General features: G+C 64.6%; 16 protein-coding genes. 8 read left to right on the forward strand and 8 right to left on the reverse strand.

Going from position 1 to position 18,473, the window contains the following annotated elements; genetic code table 11:
* Positions 1–31 precede the first annotated feature (31 nt).
* Both FHX60_RS18335 and FHX60_RS18340 read right to left on the reverse strand, forming a co-directional pair.
* On the reverse strand, positions 32–1,417 hold the full coding sequence (locus FHX60_RS18335) for an MFS transporter (RefSeq protein ID WP_183284127.1): 1,386 nt from the start codon (positions 1,415–1,417) through the stop codon (positions 32–34).
* Positions 1,418–1,475: 58 nt separating this feature from the next.
* Positions 1,476–2,195, reverse strand: coding sequence for a nitroreductase (locus FHX60_RS18340; RefSeq protein ID WP_183284128.1), 720 nt, complete (start codon positions 2,193–2,195; stop codon positions 1,476–1,478).
* Between the two features lie 237 nt (positions 2,196–2,432).
* Here FHX60_RS18340 and FHX60_RS18345 point away from each other — a divergent pair, with 237 nt between their 5' ends.
* The 5 genes from FHX60_RS18345 (at position 2,433) to FHX60_RS18365 (ending at position 8,558) form a co-directional block, all read left to right on the forward strand.
* Positions 2,433–4,082, forward strand: a complete 1,650-nt coding sequence (locus FHX60_RS18345) for an AMP-binding protein (RefSeq protein ID WP_183284129.1) — start codon at positions 2,433–2,435, stop codon at positions 4,080–4,082.
* A gap of 299 nt (positions 4,083–4,381) precedes the next feature.
* A complete protein-coding gene (locus FHX60_RS18350; protein ID WP_183284130.1) occupies positions 4,382–5,041 on the forward strand; it encodes a cupin domain-containing protein in 660 nt (219 codons plus the stop codon).
* A 3-nt stretch (positions 5,042–5,044) separates the two neighbouring features.
* On the forward strand, positions 5,045–6,196 hold the full coding sequence (locus FHX60_RS18355; RefSeq protein WP_183284131.1) for a flavin monoamine oxidase family protein: 1,152 nt from the start codon (positions 5,045–5,047) through the stop codon (positions 6,194–6,196).
* Position 6,197: 1 nt separating this feature from the next.
* Positions 6,198–7,229 carry a zinc-binding dehydrogenase gene (locus FHX60_RS18360; protein WP_183284132.1) on the forward strand — a complete coding sequence of 344 codons (1,032 nt, stop codon included), beginning with the start codon at positions 6,198–6,200 and terminating at the stop codon, positions 7,227–7,229.
* A gap of 147 nt (positions 7,230–7,376) precedes the next feature.
* On the forward strand, positions 7,377–8,558 hold the full coding sequence (locus FHX60_RS18365; RefSeq protein WP_183284133.1) for an MFS transporter: 1,182 nt from the start codon (positions 7,377–7,379) through the stop codon (positions 8,556–8,558).
* Positions 8,559–8,645: 87 nt separating this feature from the next.
* On the opposite strand, the gene FHX60_RS18370 is transcribed toward FHX60_RS18365, so the two are convergent.
* Positions 8,646–9,533: a LysR family transcriptional regulator gene (locus tag FHX60_RS18370; protein ID WP_183284134.1), complete on the reverse strand. Its 888-nt coding sequence runs from the start codon at positions 9,531–9,533 to the stop codon at positions 8,646–8,648.
* A 127-nt stretch (positions 9,534–9,660) separates the two neighbouring features.
* Between FHX60_RS18370 and FHX60_RS18375 the strand changes: the two genes are divergently transcribed.
* The 3 genes from FHX60_RS18375 (at position 9,661) to FHX60_RS18385 (ending at position 12,727) form a co-directional block, all read left to right on the forward strand.
* Positions 9,661–10,905, forward strand: a complete 1,245-nt coding sequence (locus FHX60_RS18375) for a MalY/PatB family protein (RefSeq protein ID WP_112774647.1) — start codon at positions 9,661–9,663, stop codon at positions 10,903–10,905.
* Positions 10,906–11,082: 177 nt separating this feature from the next.
* Positions 11,083–12,507: an amino acid permease gene (locus FHX60_RS18380; protein WP_183284135.1), complete on the forward strand. Its 1,425-nt coding sequence runs from the start codon at positions 11,083–11,085 to the stop codon at positions 12,505–12,507.
* Between the two features lie 4 nt (positions 12,508–12,511).
* Entirely contained in the window at positions 12,512–12,727 is a 216-nt protein-coding gene (locus tag FHX60_RS18385; RefSeq protein ID WP_183284136.1) for a DUF7706 family protein, read from the forward strand.
* Between the two features lie 218 nt (positions 12,728–12,945).
* On the opposite strand, the gene FHX60_RS18390 is transcribed toward FHX60_RS18385, so the two are convergent.
* The 5 genes from FHX60_RS18390 to FHX60_RS18410 all read right to left on the reverse strand — a co-directional run bounded on the left by FHX60_RS18390 (position 12,946) and on the right by FHX60_RS18410 (position 18,406).
* The gene (locus FHX60_RS18390) at positions 12,946–13,482 is read right to left on the reverse strand and encodes a dihydrofolate reductase family protein (RefSeq protein ID WP_116603175.1); all 537 of its coding nucleotides are present in this window, start codon (positions 13,480–13,482) and stop codon (positions 12,946–12,948) included.
* Positions 13,483–13,631: 149 nt separating this feature from the next.
* Complete coding sequence (locus tag FHX60_RS18395) at positions 13,632–14,708, reverse strand: porin (protein WP_183284137.1); 1,077 nt, start codon at positions 14,706–14,708, stop codon at positions 13,632–13,634.
* Between the two features lie 66 nt (positions 14,709–14,774).
* The gene (locus FHX60_RS18400) at positions 14,775–15,752 is read right to left on the reverse strand and encodes a PDR/VanB family oxidoreductase (protein WP_183284138.1); all 978 of its coding nucleotides are present in this window, start codon (positions 15,750–15,752) and stop codon (positions 14,775–14,777) included.
* Between the two features lie 30 nt (positions 15,753–15,782).
* Positions 15,783–17,231, reverse strand: coding sequence for an NAD-dependent succinate-semialdehyde dehydrogenase (locus tag FHX60_RS18405; RefSeq protein WP_183284139.1), 1,449 nt, complete (start codon positions 17,229–17,231; stop codon positions 15,783–15,785).
* Between the two features lie 38 nt (positions 17,232–17,269).
* Positions 17,270–18,406, reverse strand: a complete 1,137-nt coding sequence (locus tag FHX60_RS18410) for an aromatic ring-hydroxylating oxygenase subunit alpha (protein ID WP_183284140.1) — start codon at positions 18,404–18,406, stop codon at positions 17,270–17,272.
* Positions 18,407–18,473 lie beyond the last annotated feature (67 nt).

Raw genomic sequence — 18,473 nt, forward strand, 5'->3', positions numbered from 1 at the left:
CCACTTCCGGAGATGATGGTCGGGGTTCTATCTAATGGTTCGTCGGCTGATGCGCGGGTACGGGCCCCAGCGGCGCTCGCGAGGCCATTTCTTCTGGCTGGTTCAGTGCCGCGGCGCTCTTGCGATGGTCAATCAGCATGACGGCGAGCGTACCGACAAGACCGGCAACGCCGATGGCCAGGAAGTTCTGTTCCAATGGCAGCTTCATTGCCACCAGCGCACCGATGAGGACCGGGGCGATGATGGCACCCAGTCGCCCGATGCCTGAGGCAAAGCCGACGCCCGTCGAGCGAATGGAACCGGGGTAGAACTCACCCGCATATGCATAGGCCAGCAACTGCGTACCGAGGGTCGACGCGCCCACGACAAATACAAGGACAAAGAGCAGTTCTGTCGCCTTGGTGTACCCCATCAGGGCGAGCGAGACCGCTCCCGTGGCATAGAAGGCAACCAGCACGTGCTTGATATTGAATCGGTCACCCAGCCATCCGCCGCCAATGGCACCGCAAACTGCGCCGATGTTAAAGACGAGCACGAAGTTCAGCGCCGAGCCCAGGCTGTACCCGGACAACGCCATCAGTTTGGTCAGCCACGAACTGAGCGCGTAGACCATGAAGAGGCCGGTGAAGAACGCCACCCAGATCATCAGCGTGCTAAGGGCTCTACCCTGCGAGAAGAGCGCAGCCACCGGAGCATTGGAAGCGAGCGCCTCGGACGGAACGAAGAACTGATAGCGGTCACCCTGCTTCAATGCCGGTGCCAGGCGTCGCGCTACACGCTCGAGTTCGGCATGGCGTCCCTTTTTCGCAAGGAAGGCAACGGACTCCGGCATGGTCCACAAAATGAACGGGATGAAGAAGATCGGAAGGCCAGCGACGAAGAACACCGCTTGCCATCCGTATGTCCCGATCAGTTGCTTGCCGGTCAGCGCCACGAGGATGCCGCCGATCGAATATCCGGCAAAAACCAGCGTGACCAGCCGGGCGCGCATTTTGGCCGGTGCGAATTCGCCCATCTGGGCCGTGACAACGGGCAGTACGCCGCCGATGCCAAGTCCTGCGAGGAAGCGCGTCACGCTGAAGGTGATGGGATCGGTGGTGAGTCCAGCCGCGGCCGTAAACAAGCTGAACAGCGCCACACAGATGCAGATGGATAGCTTGCGCCCGATCCTTTCGGCCATTGTGCCCAGGTAGATCGCGCCGACCATCATGCCGAACAGCGCGGAGCTGGCCATGAAGCCGGCCTTGGTGGCGTCCACGCCCATCTCTTTCATGATCGAGGGCAAGGCCGCCCCGACCACTGCAAGATCATAGCCGTCGAGAACCAGTATGACGACACACCAGAACAGGATCACGGCGTGGAATCGCGAGAAGCGCGCGTCTTCTGCCAACTTTTGTACATTGATTTCGGTTTTCATCTGTCTCCTCCATGCGGTGATGGATGGGTTGCTTTGTCAGGCAGGCTTTCATGCCTCTCTATGTGTGGACGACGGTGAAGCTGGATGCGGGCGCACGGTCCGACACCAGCTGGTTCTCCACCCGCTCGTCGTCCGCGTACCCCAGGCTCATACCGACCAGGAACTTCTCCTCTGGCCCCAATGACAGCTCCCGGCGAATAATGGCGTGGTACTTCATGAAAGCAGCCTGCGGGCAGGTACTGAGACCATATGTGCGCGCCACGACCATGAGGTTCTGCAGGAACATCCCGTAGTCGATCAGGCTGCCTTCATTCATGATCCGGTCGACGGTGAAAAACAGGCCAACGGGTGCGTCGAAAAACTGATAGTTCCGACCATGCTGGGCATGCATGCGCGCCTTGTTTCCCCTCTCGATGCCGAGCAGGCCGTAAAGCCTCCACCCCACTTCACGGCGTCGATCCAGATACGGTGGCACCCACTCGTCCGGGTAGTACGCCCATTCGTCAGCATGGGCGCCGGACTGTGCGGGGTCATCGTCGACCCGCTTGATTGCCGCGCAAATGCGGTCGCGTGCCTGCCCGGTCACGACATGCACTTGCCACGGCTGGATATTCACGCCCGTGGCGGCAAACCGGGCGACATCGAGGATCTTGTGGACGGTTTCCACGTCGACGGGCTGCGGACGAAAGGCTCTGACGCTGCGGCGGGTGACGATCGCCCATGCAACAGCCTCGCGGACAGACTGGAGTTCTGCGGGCGGGGGTGCAACTCTGTTCATGCTTGCTCTCTCGACATGTCGTAGACATCTGACGGACTCCGGTCGGAGAGTAGGAGCAAGCGCGCGGGCGCACTGTCATGTGCGAGACATTCGCCCTGGGGCAGCGATACGAAATGGCGAAATGGGGGCAATGTCTCGTGCGAGACATTGTCGATCGCGGCCAGTCGCTACATTCTTGTTTCCACAACTAGCAATAGCTGATGAACCCGCTGCGGCACGTCAGGCAGGAGACAAAAGATGGACGCCAACATTTATCTGGCAGGACTTGAGCGCAACGCGGCCAACCATGTGCCGTTGACGCCCTTGCAGTTCCTTGATCGGTGCGCCGAGCAGTATCCTGAGCGAACTGCAATCGTCCATGGCAGCCTCCGTCAGTCCTGGAGGACAACGCGAGACCGCTGCCGACGCCTTGCCAGCGCGCTCGTGAAGCGCGGCGTCCGGCGCGGCGATACGGTTTCCATTCTGGCGCCGAATACTCCCGCCATGGTCGAAGCCCATCACGGTGTCCCGCTGAGCGGTGCGGTGCTCAATGCCATCAACTGCCGCCTGGACGCGGACGGCGTGAGGTTTATCCTGGCCCATGGCGAAGCCAGAATCTTGTTGGTAGACAGCGAATTCGCCGGGCTCGCCGCAACGGCTCTGCAGGGACTGGAACATCCACCGGTGGTGGTCGACATTCTCGACACTGAAGGACCTGCCGGGAACCGACTGGGAGCGCTCGACTATGAGCAGCTTCTCAGCGAAGGCGATGCCGGCTTCGGCGGCATCTGGCCCGATGACGAGTGGGATGCCATCGCACTCAACTACACATCCGGCACGACTTCGGATCCCAAGGGTGTGGTGCCGAGCCATCGGGGCGCATACCTGATGAGCATGCTTCAGCTGACTGACTGGGGCATGCCGCGCGGGCCGCGGTATCTCTGGACGCTTCCCCTGTTCCACGCAAATGGCTGGTGCTTCGCGTGGGCCATTACTGCCGCGGCGGGCACGCATATCTGCTTGCGCAAGGTCACGGCGGCGAATATCTTTCACGCCATTGAGACGCATAAGGTCGACCACTTCTGTGCCGCGCCCATCGTCCTGGCATCGATTGCGACGGCATCGGAATCCGAGCGTCGCACGTTTTCGCATGCGGTCAGGGTGCGCACGGCCGGATCGCCGCCGCCGGCAAGTGTCCTGAAGGCTGTGATGGAAATGGGCTTTGACGTGGAACACGTCTACGGCATCACGGAGGCCTCGGGAACGCCGGTCAGTTCATATCGCGATCCGGCGTGGGATGACAAGCCAATCCAAGAAAAAGCCCGACTGATGTCACGCCAGGGCAATCGGGCCGCCGCCCTGGAAGGGCTGCGTGTTGCCGATCCGGACACCATGGAGCCGGTACCCTGCGATGGCAAGACGCAAGGCGAGTTGCTGCTACGCGGCAATATCGTGATGAAGGGTTACCTGAAGAACCCCCAGGCGACCGTAGCCGCATTTGGCGGCGGCTGGTTCCACACCGGTGACGTCGCGGTCATGCATCCCGACGGATATATACAGATCACGGACCGATCCAAGGATGTGATCATATCGGGCGGGGAAAACATCTCGTCGGTGGAGGTTGAAGATGTCTTGCATCAACACCCGGCGGTGTTGATTGCCGCAGTGGTAGCCCAGCCTGATCCGAAGTGGGGGGAGTCGCCCTGTGCCTTTATTGAACTGAAGCCTGGAGTCGACGCACCCGCAGAGAAGGAGGTCATTGATTTCTGTCGTGATCGGTTGGCTCATTACAAATGCCCGGTGAGGGTGGTATATGGCGCCCTGCCAAAGACGGGCACTGGCAAGATCCAGAAGTACCGCTTGAGAGAGCTGGCGAAAAGCCGCGAAGCTATCACCGAGCTTGAGTGAGCCGGGAACGTGCTTCCCCTTGATACCTTTCCGCCGGATGCAATGCCCGAACTGAGCCATGCATCCGACGATGCAAAGCCCGCAGGCCGGTACTTATGGGCAAAACTCGCAGCGGTGAGATAGGCCGGCCCCCCTAAAGTTTTTCTTTACCGTCGCACAGATTATCTCGTTTGCCCGCTTCGCCGAAAGCAACAACAATCGCTGCATCCCCAACGATATCCGCTTTCGGCTCGCCACTGTCTTCGCACTTTGCACGGCCTTCCCTGCACGCAGACTGTGGAGCTCGCCGCTGTCCACCCATGTACGTGAATGCCGATCTCTCCCGCCGCGCCGTGGTCACGCCGGACGATCACCACTGGGTTGCTTCTCCGCAGCCCGGTGTCGAGCGGATGATGCTGGAGCGTTTTGGCGCAGAGCAGGCCCGGGCGACCAGTATTGTCAGGTACGCTCCCGCATCCCATTTCCCGCTGCACAGGCATCCGGGCGGCGAGGAAATCCTGGTGCTGGCGGGCGTCTTCTCCGAGGCGAGCGCGCACTATCCGGCGGGCTGGTATCTGCGCAGTCCGCCAGGATCGTCGCACCGGCCGTCAAGCGTGGGTGGCGCTGTTATCTTCGTGAAGCTGCGGCACATGAAGGCGAGCGAGCAGGAGAGCGTGCGTATCGATACCAACCATGCCGCTCACTGGCGGGAAATTGCTGGCGGAGCGATCTGCACGCTGTATTCGGACGATGCCGAGCGTGTCGCGATGCTGCGCATGAATGGTCGCGTGTCGTTGCCATATGGACGTCCTGCGGAACTGCTGGTACTTGACGGGGCGCTGCGCGTGGATGGTCATGACTACGCCGCGGGCAGCTGGATGCGATTCCCCGAAGGCGACCACGCGGAGATCCAGGCCGGTGCGACCGGCGCAACCCTGTACATCAGAACCCACGCACCCGATGCCGGTGCCGCGGCATAAGCCATGCAAAGCAAGAGCATCGCCATCGTCGGCGCGGGTTTGAGCGGCCTGTACGCGGCCACGCTGCTCCAGAGGGCCGGTATCGACGACTACGTCCTCATTGAGGCGCGCCCCACCATCGGCGGGCGCATCCTGTCCCCGCTTGCCTCCTGCCTGTCCGGATCCGGGCCGGAAGGCGATGGCATGGACCGCGTTGACCTTGGGCCCACCTGGTTCTGGCCGGCTTTCCAACGTGAACTGGATGACCTGGTCACCCGGCTCGGCCTGGCGCGGTTCAACCAGCACGAATCGGGCGACATGCTGGCCGAGCGCGGTGCCGGCGTGGCGCCCATGCGGCTGAGGGGCTATGTCAGTTCGCCCGCTTCCATGCGCCTGGCCGGCGGCATGGGGGCGCCGGTTCATGCTTTGCGCCGGCAGCTTGACGCGTCCCGGATCCTCACGGGCCGGATGGTGCGGCAGCTGCGTATCGAAGGCTCGCATATCGCATTGGATTACGCCGAGGGCGCGGGCGTGGCAGCGACGATCGGAGCGGAACATGTCTTGCTGGCCCTGCCACCACGCCTTGCAGAGGCAACCATCACCTTTGCCCCGGCACTGCCGCAGACTCTGGCGCAGCAGTGGCGTGCGACGCCGACCTGGATGGCATCGCATGCAAAGTATGTCGCGGTCTATGACGGTCCATTCTGGCGCGAACAGGGGCTCTCCGGGCAAGCCCGAAGCGCGGTGGGGCCGATGGCCGAGATCCACGACGCATCGATGCCCGGCGGCAGCGCCGCGCTGTTTGGCTTTCTTGGCGTGCCGGCCAGGGTCCGGCGCACCGTTGCGGAAGACGTGCTGCGCACCCACTGCCGTGCGCAGCTTGCCCGCCTGTTCGGTCCGTGCGCGGGAAAGCCCGTCGCGGACTTTATCAAGGACTGGGCCAGCGATGGCCTGACCGCGACGGCGCTGGATCTCGAAGGCGGGGCGCATCACCACGCCGCGGCCCCGGCCGCGATGGCGTCATCCGGGCCCTGGCAAGGCCGCATCACCGGCATCGCCAGCGAGTGGTCGCAGGTCTTCCCCGGCTATGTCGCCGGGGCAGTGGATGCCGCTGGCAGGGGAACGCAAGACCTGATCCGCATGAACCGATTGCTTCCGAAAACCGTGGGCCTGTGAAATGAAACCGACTTATCGCGCGATGCAGATCGCCCGTCCCGGGCTGCTCGAACTGGTGGAGCGAACCACGCCCTTGCCGCAGGCCGGAGAAGTCCTGATCCAGGTGGAAGCCTGTGGCATGTGCGGCGCCGATATCGGCGATATCGAGCAGGCCAATGCCGCGCAACAGCCGCCGCGCGTGCCCGGGCACGAGATTGTGGGACGGATCCTTGCGATCGGCGCCAATACGCCCGCCATGTGGCGGATCGGCATGCGGGTAGGGATCGGGCGCCTGGGCGGACACTGCAACGCGTGCAGCCAGTGCCGGCGGGGCCAGTTCCAGCTGTGCGAAGACCAGCCCATCGTTGGCGCGACCTGCGATGGCGGCTATGCCGAGATCGTCCCCGTCCGCGCGACAGGGCTTGTTGCCATTCCCGACGAGTTGGGTTCAGCGGAAGCGGCCCCTCTGCTTTGCGCGGGGATTGCCACGTTCAACGCGCTGCGCAAGTCCGGCGCGCGGGCAGGGGAGGTGGTCGCGATCCTCGGCATCGGCGGGCTCGGCCACATGGCCATCCAGTACGCGAAGCGAATGGGCTTCAAGGTGGTCGCGGTGGGGCGGGGCAGCGATATCGCCGGCGACGTGGCCGAACTGGGCGCACATGTGTACCTGGACACCCGTGCCGGCGATGCCGCGCAAGCGCTGCAGAAGATGGGTGGCGCGCACGCCGTGATCTCGACGGTTGGCGATGCGCAGGCCGTTGCCGCGCTGATCCCGGCATTGAAGCCGCAAGGCCGCCTGGTCGTGCTTGGCGGCACCCGGGAGCCGCTCGCCGTGCAGGCCAGGCACCTGGTGGTCGGCGAGCGGGAAGTGGTCGGCTCGATTACCGGCACGCCGCACGAGAGCGAGGCGGCGCTCGCGTTCAGCGTGCTGGTGGACGCGCGTCCGCGCTTCGAATCGATGCCGCTGGCCCGCGCCAACGAGGCCTATCAGCGCTTGAAGCGCGGCGACGTCAAGTTCAGAATGGTGCTGACCATGGCGGCGGACGATGCCTGACACGGCCTGAGGGGATGATGCCGGATGTAGTCACGGGGACCGTGGCCTGATCCCGAAGGCCCCTTGCGCCATCAGCCGTTACTGCGCAGGGACGTTCACCGGCGTCGATGACGCCCTGCAAAATTCAATTTCCTCGTAAATGCACCCATGACGATCAACGCCTCCGTCGCCCGGCTTGCCCTCGCCCAGGCCCTTTCCGGTGCGAATTCCACCGTCGTCTACGCGACCGGCGCCATCATCGGCAACATGCTGTCGCCGCGCCCGGAACTCGCCACGCTGCCGATTTCGCTGTTCGTGGTGGGCATGGCGCTGTCCACGCTGCCAGTCGGGATGCTGGCGCGGCGGTTCGGCAGGCCCGCCGCGTTTCTCGCGGGGAACGTTTGCGGTGTACTGGTCGGCCTGCTGGCCGCGCTGGCGCTGGTCAACCGGTCCTTCGCGCTGTTCTGCTTTGCCATGTTGTTCGGGGGCGCCTACGCGGCTGTGGTGTTGACGTTCCGCTTTGCCGCCGCGGAATGCGTCGGCCCGGAAGAACGGCCGCGGGCGTTGTCCCTGGTATTGGCGGGCGGCGTTGCGGCCGGGGTAGTGGGGCCGCAACTGGTGTCCGCCACCATGAACCTGTGGCCGCCCCACGCGTATGCCGTGACCTACCTGGCCTCCGCCGCGGTCGCGGTGCTGGCGGCGATGGTGTTGCGCGGTGTCCGGTTCCAGGTGCGCACGGCGGGGCCGCGCACGGACAGTGGCCGGCCGGTCCGCGAGATCCTGCGGCAGCCGCAGTTGCTGGTTGCCATGCTGTGCGGCGTGGTCAGCTACATGATGATGAACTTCATGATGACGTCCGCGCCGCTGGCGATGGAGCTGTGCGGCATACCCCGGCTCTATTCGAACTACGGTATCGAGATGCACGTGATCGCGATGTACGCGCCGAGCTTCTTCACCGGACGCCTGATCGCCCGCTTCGGTGCGCCGGCGATCGTGCTGGCGGGCCTGGCGCTGACCGGCATGGCAGCGCTGGCAGGCCTCAGCGGCATGACCGTCCATCATTTCTGGATCGCGCTGGTGCTGCTCGGCGTCGGCTGGAATTTCGGCTTTCTGGGTGCTTCCGCCATGGTGCTGACCTGCCATCGCCCGGAGGAAGGGCCGCGCGTCCAGTCGCTGAACGACTTCGTCGTGTTCGGGGCCATGGTGGTGGGGTCGTTTGTTTCCGGCAGCCTGCTCGCTGCCTTTGGCTGGGCGATGGTGAGTTCGCTGATCCTGCCGCCGGTCGTGGTTGCGGCTGCCGCGCTGCTGTGGCTGCAAAGGGCCAGCGCGGAGCCGTCCAGGCAGGTCTGAGCGGTTGCCAGGCGCTGAGCCGCAACCGCCGGAAATGCGCTGGCCCCGGCTTGCCGGCTGACGTCCGGTCCCGCGCGTATGGGCGGTCTAGCGCCCCGATCGCCGCGCCATTTCGACAAAGCCGGCCAGGTAGGCGGTTTCCTCGTCGCCACGCCGGATCCCAAGATGGATGCTCTTCCGGATACCGCGCTTGCCCAGTCGCAACGCCCGCAATGGCATGCCGGCGCCTTCCTCTTGCACCAGCCAATCCGGCAACACGGAGACGCCTCGCCCGGCGGCGACCAGCTGCAGCATCAGGTCTGTCGCTTCGGCGGTGCGGTGGCGTCTCGGCTGGCAATGCGCCGGGACCAGGAAGCGGGTATAGATGTCGAGGCGCTCGATGCTGACCGGGACCGTGATCAATGTCTCATCAACCAGATCGTGCGGCCGTACGTAAGGCTGCGCGGCCAGCGGATGGGATTCATGAACGACCAGCACCAGTTCGTAGTCGATCACCGGCGTGAAAGCCAGTTCCGGCACCTTGACCGGATCAGGCGTGATCAGCAGGTCGATCTCGTGCCCCAGCAGCGCGGCGACGCCGTCGAACCGGAATGAGGTCCGGACATCGAAGTCGACGTCCGGCCACTCGGCAAGGTAGTGCGGCGTCAGCCGCGCCAGCCATTTCTGGCAGGGGTGGCATTCCATGCCGACCCGCAGCGCGCCGCGGCGGCCTTCGGCGAAGTCAGCAAGGATGCGCTCGGCGTGTTCCAGCTGCGGCAGCAGGCGCTCCGCCAGCGCGAGCAGGTATTCCCCCGCCTGCGTGAAGCGCAGGCCGCGGCCGTTCTTGGTCCAGATCGGCACGCCATGGTGGTCTTCCAGCTTTTTCACCATATGCGAAAGCGCGGATTGCGTGACGTTGAGCTTTTCCGCCGCCGCGGTGACGCTTCCGTAACGGCTTACCGCGACAAGTGCCGCAAGATGTTGGCGATCCAGCACGCATGACTCCGGTTCATTGGTTCATGAAAAGATACCATTTTTATTCATGACATGGCGTCGCTATGCTGGCCTCCATCTAAGCCATCCGGCGCCGGCGGCGCCTCCCTGAAGCGAGAACAAGGAAGCCATGAAGATCCATGCAACGGCAGTGCAAGGCGAAATGTCGGCCGGGGCCGGCCAGGCACTCAGCGTGTTCGACGAGGTCATCGACCGCGCGAAGTCCCACTCCATGAAATGGGCCATTCCCGAAAAACTGCTGGCGCCGGAAGAAGCGGCCGCAAAGCCGTTGCCGATGTGGGTTGCCGACATGGATTTCCGCGCGCCGCAAGCCGTCATCGATGCGCTGCACGAAGCGGTGGAGCACGGCATCTTCGGCTACCCGGGCGGCGCGACCGACAGCTACGTCGACGCGGTGGTCGCGTGGCAGGGCAGGCGGTTCGGCTGGGAGGTAGAGAAGGAGTGGGTGGTGCAGACCTCCGGCATCATCACCGCGCTGAAGACCGCCATCCAGGCATTTACCGCACCTGGCGATTCCGTGCTGATCCAGCCGCCGGTCTATGCGCACTTCCATAACGACGTGCTGATGAACGGCCGCCATCTCGCCTTCGCTCCGCTCGAGCGTACCGATGCCGGCTACCGCTTCGATCCGGCCAGCTTCGAGGCGGCGATCCGCGACGATACCAGGCTCTTCATCCTGAGCAATCCGCACAATCCCACCGGCAATGTCTGGTCCGAGGCGGAACTGCGGACCATGGGCGAGATCTGCCTGCGCCGTGGTGTCCTGGTTATCTCGGACGAGATCCATCAAGACCTGATCCTCAACCCTGAGAAGAAGCACATTCCCTTTGCTTCCCTCGGCGACGATTTCGCCCGGCACAGCATTACCTGCACGGCACCCAGCAAGACCTTCAACCTGCCGGGCTTGCAAAGCGCGAACGTGTTCGTGCCGGACCGGCGCCTGCGCGACGAACTGCGCCGCCAGTACGACAGGAACATGTTCCCGCTGGTCAATACGCTGGGCATGGTGGCCGCCGAGGCGGCTTACGCCCACGGCGAACCATGGCTTGAAGAGCTGCTGGCATACCTTCGCGCCAACCACGACCATTTCCGCGAGTCGGTGCATCGCGCGACGTCACGCATCCAGGTGCTGCCGGCCGACTCGCTCTACCTGGCATGGATGGACTGCCGCGGCCTCGGCATGGACGCGCCGTCGCTGGACAAATTCATGCTGACCCGGGCCCGGCTCTGGCTCGACAAGGGCCAGAAGTTCGGCATCGAGGGGCACGGCTACATGCGTGTCAACCTGGGATGCCCGCGTGCGACCGTGGATGAAGCCATCGGCAGGTTGACTGCCGCCGTCGCCGGACTCTGATCCGGCTCTTCGAACCCCAGGACGAAGCCAGCCGGCAGTCGATGGAAGAGGAGCCATCGGCTGCGGAAGGCGCTCGCCCGTCGCATCGGCGGACTCCGACTGCCTGATTCGGCCCCGGGCAGCTGGCCACCCACAACGACAAGCATCACAAAGAGATGTACCAAAGGAGACAGTGCAATGCGCAGCAAAACCGACGCTCAGTCCTATGAACAGGAAGAGCTGAAACGAGACCTGAAGAGCCGCCATATCCAGATGATCGCCATCGGCGGCGCGATCGGTACCGGCCTGTTCTATGGGTCGTCCTGGGCCATCAAGACCGCGGGCCCGGCGATCATCCTGACCTATCTGGTCGCCGCCGTGGCGATCTACTTCGTCATGCGGGCGCTGGGCGAGATGGCGGTCGAAGAGCCGGTCTCCGGATCCTACATTTCCTATTCGAACCGGTATATCCACCGTTTTGCGGGCTTCCTGAACGGCTGGAACGCGTTCATCTTCCTGCTGGCAACCAGCGCGGCCGAGCTGAATGCGCTGGGCAACTACGTGCATTTCTGGTTTCCAACCATGCCGATCTGGTTGACCGCGCTGATTGCCGTGTCGGTAATGTTCTGCGTCAACATGATCGGCGTGAAGTTCTACGGGGAGGCTGAGTTCTGGTTCGCGCTGATCAAGGTAACGGCCATCGTTGCCATGATCGTTTTCGGCGTCGGCATGATCTTCTTCGGCCTCGGCAACAATGGCGAGCCGATCGGCCATCACAACCTGGTGGACCATGGCGGCTTCTTCGCCAAGGGCATCGGCGGCATGGTGCTGTCGATCGTCATGGTGGCGTTCTCGTTTGGCGGCATCGAGAACCTTGGCCTGGCGGCGGGCGAAGCCAGGGATGTCAAGACCACCATGCCCAAGGCCGTCAGCGCGACGTTCTGGCGTCTGCTGATCTTCTACGTCGGTGCCATTGCGGTGCTGCTGATGATCTTCCCGTGGACCTCGCTGACGGCCAAGGGCAGTCCGTTCGTCGATGTATTCACGCGGATCGGCGTGCCCGCCGCGGCCGGGGTCATGAACCTGGTGGTCATCACCGCGGTGCTGTCGGCCGTGAACGCCAGCGTGTTCACCAACAGCCGCACCTTCTACAACCTGGCCCTGCAGAAGAACGCGCCGGCTTTCCTGGGAACCGTCAACCGCCGCAACGTCCCGTCGCGAGCCATCATGCTGGTGTTCGCCACCATGTTCGCGGGCGTGCTGCTGAACTACCTGATGCCGGAGAAGGCGTTCGAGCTGTTCTCGTCGATCACCGTGTTCGCGCTGGTGTGTGCCTGGACGTCGATCGTGGTCAGCCACCTGCGCTTCCGCAAGCTCAAGATCCAGACCGGGCAAGCGGACAGCCTTTCCTACAAGATGCCGTTCTTCCCGTATGGCAACTACATTGCCCTGGTGTTCATCGCCGCGGTGCTGGTCTGCATCGCGATCCTGCCGGATATGCGGATGTCGCTGATGGTGTCTGCGTCGTGGGTCGCCATTGTCTTCGTTGCCTACAAGTTCTACACCAGGGAAGGGCAGCCGGCGCTGGCCGACATGCCCAATGCCGACCCCAGGCTGCCTTAAGGCCGTGAAGGCACACACCCTCCGGCTGGACCTCGACGAGCGGCGCGCAGCCGCTCTGTCCAGACTGCTGCGCAACGTCACGTGGCCGGATCTGATCACGTATGCCGGCGATGTCGAAGAAGCCTTGCTGATGCGCGACGCGCTCGACACCATCGGCCGGGCGCTGGTGCTGGGAGAGGCTGGCCGCATCGGGCGGCGCGGTAGTTCGCGCAGACGGTAATGTGCTGCGGCGCCTTTACCATCGAGGAGGGCATCCGCTAGGTCGAACTGCGCGATCCCGACGAAAACCGGCTGAACCGTGCCGAAGCACGGCTGGCCGATTTCCTGACAGAGGTCGCCGAAGCCGAGGGCGTCACGATCCGCATCGAGCCGCTCGCGCGCTTCGAGGTCCAGCCGCTCGTTCTCCAGCGTGACCTCGCACGCGCCCCCGAGCAGGGCTCAGCGCAGCACGCGATAGGACGACTGCACCAGTCCGGAAGGGAAGTGGCGGCTCGACTCAAGCTTCAGGCTCACGTCGTGCGGCAGCGTGCCGAACAATGGCCTGCCTGCGCCGATCAGTACCGGCACCGTGGTGACCACCATGTCGGCGATCAATCCTTCCCGCAGGAACGACTGCACCACCTGGCCGCCGTCGACATAGACGCGCTGCACGCCTTCCGCCTCCAGTTGCGCCATGGCATCCTGCGGCGTCGCGTCGGAGAAGCGCACCTTTCCCTGCAACGCGTCGGGCACCGGCTTGCCGGCCAGTTGCCTGGACAGCACCAGCACCGGCCGGTCGTAAGCCCATTCGCCCATCGTGATGATTTTTTCATAGCTGCCGCGGCCCATCACGATCGCGCCCTTGTCGGCGATGAAATCGGTGTAGCCGTGGTCTTCGGCCGGGTCATCCCGCTCAAGAAGCCAGCCGATGTCGCCATCGGGGCGGGCGATAAAGCCATCGAGGCTGGTGGCAATGAAGACGTGTCCTGTGATCATGGATATTCCTCGTGTTCCTTCGGCATGGAGTTGGCACTGCAGTAGCGCATTCTATGCCTGTGGACACGGACGCCGGCCGGTGCAACACGGTTCAGCCGGCGGCCAGTGGGCCCGCGCGCGCAGCGCTTGCCCGCACTGACGCAGCGCCCTCAGAACACGTGCCGGATCCCGGCCATCACGCCCACGCGCGTGGTGCTGCGGACGTCGGTCACCGGCGTGCCGGCCCAGTACTCGGTCTCGCGGCCGACCGTGCCGCCGCGCGCGAAGGTGGCGTCGGCTTCAAGGAACAGGCTGGTGCGCTTCGACAAGGCGTAGTCGGCAACCGCCGAGATCGCATCGGCATTGCCGCTTCCCAGCACAATCGGCGTGGCCTGGAACTGGGTGGTCACAGTGCCGCTCTGGTTGTAGCGGTAATAGGCGCCCGACAGGTGCAGCGCCGGCGTGAGCTGATAGCCGAGGCCGACAAAGGCGATCCAGAAGCGCGCATCGGGATTGGTCTCACGGCGGCCCATGTAGCCGGCATAGCCGGTGGCCTTGCCGACCACGTAGGAAGCGCCGACCGAGTAGTTGTGCAGCGTGTTGTCGCCGCTGCCGGGACGTTGCTGGTCATAGGCGACGCCCAGCGCCAGCGGCCCGTCCTGGTACATCACGCCACCGCCGAAGGTGGCGCCCCGCGCCAGGCTGCCGGGGCGCTCGCCAAAGCCGTAGTCGAGCTGCACGCTGACCGGCCCGAATTTCTTCTTGTACACCACGCTGTTGTTGACGCGGTAGCCCTGGAAGAAGATATCGCCGCCGGTGTAGAGCGGATCGGACCAGAAATTGCCCCAGCTCTGGTCGAGCGGATCGAAGGACCAGGCGATGTTGTTGAGGGCGTTGTACTGGCGGCCGAAGGTCAGGGTGCCCCAGTCGCCGGAGAGGCCGACGTATGCCTGCCTGCCGAACAGCGCGCTATAGGCGGTCTTGCCGTCGTCGGTGCCAAAGCCGTTCTCGAGCAGGAACACCGCCTTGTTGCCGCCGCCCAGGTCTTCGTCGCCCTTCAGGCCCCAGCGGCTGCCGCCGATGCCGCTGGAGACCAGCTCGCCCTGGTCGTGGTGGCGGCCGTCGATGTTGGAGGTATAGCGCACGGCGGTGCTGATCACGCCGTATAGCGTCAGGTTGGACTGTGCATACGAAACGGCGGGCAGCACGGCTCCCGCCAGCAGCCACAGGCTGGCTGATTTCCTCATGGGGTCTCCTCGGTGGATGTTGGCCGGCGTCCGCTGCGCCGGCTTGTTGTTGTTATTGCTGTTGTCTTACAGGTCGAGCACGAGCTTGCCGCCACGGGCCCGCGAGACGCAAATCATCATCGTCTTCTGCGCCGCTTTCTCCTTGTCGCTCAGGTACTGGTCGAAGTGAACGGCCTCGCCCTCCAGGATGCGGGTCTCGCAGGTGCCGCACACGCCTTCACGGCACAGGCATTCGACCGGCACGGTGCCGTCGCGCTCGATCGCCTTCAGGATCGACTCGCCGGCGCCGACCTCCACCGTCTTGCCGGATTTCGCCAGCACCACGGTGAAGGCGTCGCCCGCCTGTTCCGGCGCGGCGAACTGTTCCCAGTGCACCCGCGACGGATCGACGCCGACGTGCTGCGCCGCCTGGCGCACGGCGTCGATCAGCGGGGCCGGGCCGCACACATAGACATGCGCGCCGGCGTCCATGGCGCCCAGCAGGCCGGACAGGTCCAGCTTCTGCCCCTTGCTGTCGACATAGAAGCTGACGCGGCCCCCGGAAGACTGCTGCGTGAACGCCGCCAGTTCATCGCGGAACGCACCGTGCTCGTCTGCGCGGAACGCGTAGTGCAGTTCGTGCGACGCGCCGCGCTTGCGCAATTCGTGCATCTGCGACATGAACGGCGTGATGCCGATGCCGCCGGCGATCAGCACGTGGTGATGCGCGCCATCGTCCAGCGCGAACAGGTTGTTCGGCGTGGTGATGGTGAGCGCGTCGCCCTCGGCCACGCGCTCATGCAGGAACGCCGAGCCGCCTTTGGACTTCTCTTCGCGGCGCACGCCGATCTGGTAGCTGCCGAGTGCGTCGGGCGAGCTCATCAGCGAGTAGGCGTTGCTGTACAGGCGCTCGCCGTCGCGCATCTGCACGATGACGTGGCTGCCGCCGGTGAAGGGCGGCAGCTCGCCGCCGTCGATCGCTTCCATGGTGAAGCGCTTGATCAGCGGGGTCACGTGCTCGATGCGCGAGACCCGCACCTGGAGGGTCTGGTAGATATTGCCCATGCTGCTGTGTTCCGGGTTTGCTGCCGCGCGTTACAGCGCCATGCAGAGGTATTTCATCTCGAGGTAGTCCTCGATGCCGTACTTCGAGCCCTCGCGGCCCAGGCCCGACTGCTTCACGCCGCCGAACGGCGCCACCTCGTTCGAGAACAGGCCCGTGTTGATGCCGACGATGCCGTACTCGAGCTGCTCGGCCACGCGCCAGACCCGGCCGATGTCGCGGCTGAAGAAGTAGGCCGCGAGGCCGTAGATGGTGTCGTTGGCCATGCGCACGACCTCGGCTTCGGAGTTGAAGCGGACGATGGGCGAGACCGGGCCGAAGATTTCTTCGTCGAGCACGCGCATGCCTGGCTTGACGTCGGCCAGCACCGTCGGCGCGAAGAACTGCGCACCGGCCTCATGCACGCCGCCGCCGATGGCGATGCGCGCGCCCTTGCCGACGGCATCCGCCACCAGCGCACCGACCTTGGCCACCGCCTTGTCGCTGATCAGCGGACCGATCTCGCTGCCTGCGGTGAAGCCGTTGCCGACGCGCAGCTCGGCCACTTTCTTTACGTAGCGCTCGACAAACTGGTCATACACCGCGTCGTGGATATAGAGGCGGTTGACGCAGACGCAGGTCTGGCCGGCGTTGCGGTATTTGGCCTGGATCGCGCCTTCGACCGCCGCGTCGATATCGGCGTCCTCGAACACGATGAAGGGCGCATTGCCGCCCAGCTCCAGCGACACCTTCTTGACCGTGCCGGCGCACTGCTGCATCAGCAGGCGGCCGACCGGCGTGGAGCCGGTGAACGACAGCTTGCGCACCAGCGGGTGGCCGGTGAACTGGCTGCCGATCGCCGCCGCGTCGCCGGTGACGATGTTCAGCACGCCTGCGGGGATGCCGGCGCGCAGCGCCAGCTCGGCCAGCGCCAGCGCGCTGAACGGGGTCTCGTTGGCGGGCTTGACCACCATGGTGCAGCCGGCCGCCAGCGCGGGCGCGGCCTTGCGCGCGATCATTGCAGCCGGGAAGTTCCACGGCGTGATCGCGGCGCAGACGCCGATCGGCTCGCGCACCACCACCAGGCGCTTGTCGGCGGCCGGGGACGGGATCACGTCGCCGTAGAGGCGCTTGGCTTCCTCGCCGAACCACTCGATGAACGAGGCAGCGTAGCGTACCTCGCCGCGCGCTTCGGCCAGCGGCTTGCCCTGCTCGCGCGTCATGATGGCGGCGAGGTCGTCCTCGTGCTCGATGATCAGGTCGAACCACTTGCGCAGCAGCGCGGCGCGCTCCTTGGCGGTGCGGGCCTTCCAGCCGGGCAGGGCGGCATCGGCGGCCTCGATCGCGGCCACGGCGCCGGCCTCGCGCATCAGCGGCACGGTGCCGACCAGATCGCCGGTGGCGGGGTCGGTCACGGCCACGGTGGCGGCATCGGGGGCGTCGGTCCATTCGGCGCCGATCAGGGCCTGCTGGCGGAACAGGGCGTTGTCCTTCAGTTGCATAGGTCTGGTCTCCGTTTCGGTATTGGTGGTACCGGCGCTTACGCGCCTTCGTATTCCTTGGCCACCTTGCGGTGGAAATGCACGATGCCGTGCTCGCTGATGCCGCTGCGCTGGCGGTCGACCATGATCCGGCCCTGGCCCCGATAGCCGCGCGACTTCAGGCCCTTCTGCACGCTTTCGACCAGGCGCAGGTCTTCCGGGCGGAACACATCGCGATACCACTCGACCAGCTTCTGCTGTTCCTCGGTCAGTTCCTTGTTCAGGAAGTAGATCTCGTAGTGCTGGAGCGTGACTTCGGCGCTGGCCGGGAACTCGTAGATCACGGTCATGAAGTTGGCGCCCGGCGGCACGTTGAACATCGTGCAGGGCCAGGCCCAGAAGCCGCTGAAGCTCGGATCCTTGATCGACTCGTCCAGCTTGAAGGATTTCTCCGACGACTTGGCGTGGCCGAACTGCAGCGTCCAGTTGCCGTGCAGCGTGTGGGTGTAGCGGTCGACCTGCACCGAGTCGGAGAAGCCGGGATGCGCCGGGCCGCAGTGGTAGCACTCCATGTAGTTGTCGACAATGGACTTCCAGTTGGCCGGCGTCTCGGTGACGAAGCGCGCGCCAAGGTGGAGGTTGTCGATGACGGGACAGGCGGCGCGCATGCGCGCTTCCAGCCCGGGCAGCTGTTCCTCGACGCTGCCGGCGTCCGGGTTCATGTTGATAAAGACGAAGCCGGCGTATTCCTCGACCCGCACCGGCACCAGGCTCGACTTGCTCTTGTCGAAATTGGGCACGTTGTCGCAGTTGCGCGCCAGCGCCAGTTCGCCGTCGAGCTTGAAGGTCCAGGCGTGGTACGGGCAGGTGATGACGTTCCTGGCGCGGCCGCTGCCTTGCAGCAGCTGGTGGCCGCGGTGCGGGCAGACGTTGTAGAAGGCGCGCAGCACGCCTTCGCGGTCGCGCAGCACGACGATGCTTTCGCCGATGATCTCGCGCGTCACGTAGTCATTGGACTCGGCCAGTTCGCTGCGGTGGGCCACGCAGATCCAGCTGTTGGCGAAGATCTTTTCCTTCTCGTACTCGAAGACCGCGTCCCTGGTGTAGAAGGAGGCGGGCAGGGTCCAGGCGTTTTCGTCGTCGGCGCAGAAGCCGGCAGGCAGCTTGACGGCGGCGGTGTCCAGGGTCTTCTCCATGATTCCGTTTCCTCGGTTAATTTGTGGTTACAGGTTAAATATTGTTTAACAGCAAGGCGTAAAAAAA

Source organism: Cupriavidus alkaliphilus (assembly GCF_014191175.1).
GTDB lineage: Bacteria > Pseudomonadota > Gammaproteobacteria > Burkholderiales > Burkholderiaceae > Cupriavidus > Cupriavidus alkaliphilus.